At 41.8% G+C, this 1,242-nt stretch carries 1 protein-coding gene; it reads right to left on the bottom strand.

The annotated features are described in order from the left end of the window. Window positions 1–155: 155 nt before the first annotated feature. Complete coding sequence (locus AAOP42_RS16235) at window positions 156–932, bottom strand: FRG domain-containing protein (protein WP_349529600.1); 777 nt, start codon at window positions 930–932, stop codon at window positions 156–158. Window positions 933–1,242: the final 310 nt, after the last annotated feature.

The following is a 1,242-nucleotide window of genomic DNA, read 5'->3' as shown; positions in this document are numbered from 1 at the left end:
AAAGGGTATGAATCAATGCTTTCCTACTACCAGAATACGCAACCTTCGATTCGATGAACCGCCGTATACGAGACCCGTACGTACGGTGGTGTGAGAGGTGCACCAGTGGGCTATTTGCTCACTGGCCATCTACTCGATTGTGGGCTGGCCATTTTTTACTCAAACTTTTTTGTGTACTTGTCAAATTGGTCAGAGTTGGTGCATCGTTTATGAGTAGTTGAGGCTTCATATCTAATTCTCCTCGAGAGTCCGTCAAGTCCTGGGTAAATGAGTCCATGATGGTAACCCAAGTCGTACAGTTGGTCTAAAATGTTCTTTTTATATTTTTTACTTATTTCAATTTTTTCAAGTAGTCCGAATAAGTCCGTTTGCTTTTCCAGCGGAATAAATGGTTCACGTCCCTTAGGTAATTCATGAGTCGTAAAACATCCAGACTGATTTGTGATTCTTTGGGAAATATGGTTAGGGAAAATTATTGGACTCCCTTTTTCAACCGTCAAACGTCTATCAATTCTGGTGCTCTCAGGAAAACAATTATGTGTCGATGGAAAACCGTAACACCAAACCGCAGAGTCAGTCTCTTGGTCGTAACTCTCTACTGAAAAAAATAATGCAATAAGTGGGTTAATAGACCAATCAAGTAGTCGTGTTGGAAGTCCATGATGCTGAGCAAGAGTAAGTAGCTCTAATTCGTCTTTCGGTTCTCTGTCCAAATAAGGTGTCGATTCTCTCTGAAAGATTTGAAGCATGTACTCTTCCAAGTCGTCCCAGTTTGTCAGGGTATTTTTGACTTCAATTCGAAATAGACTCGGAACTAATTCATAGTCCGTGTTTCTAACTCCTCTAAAAATCCACTGAGCAATGTGTTGTTGTTCAAATTCTTGAACATGTCTCAAATAGTCCGTAAGCGATTTTATTTCGATTGTCTTCATTGTCCAAAATGGCTTGCCCACAACGACCAGCTATGAGGAGTGGGGATTAGAAAGCACTAACCTCTCGTCTCGCACATAGCCACGCCTTGATTTAAATTTAAAACTTGTGGCGGACTTTCCAATCCCCACGAAACTGTCCTGACCGATGAAACCCCATTCATTCATAGCATTTGTGTGTGCCCAGCATGGGCATCTTTCCCTACATAAAAGTAGGGTATTAATTTATAGGGTGCAAGTCCCTTATGGGCGAGAGTCGTGTCTCGAACCATTAGTAAGCTGCAAGGTGGTTTACCATGAGGTATGCACTGAA

This window comes from Reichenbachiella sp. MALMAid0571 (genome assembly GCF_040151475.1).
In the GTDB taxonomy this organism is placed as follows: Bacteria; Bacteroidota; Bacteroidia; order Cytophagales; family Cyclobacteriaceae; genus CAXBNB01.
The sequence above is the reverse complement of the archived record's forward strand: the minus strand, read 5'-3'. Positions and strand labels throughout refer to the sequence as shown.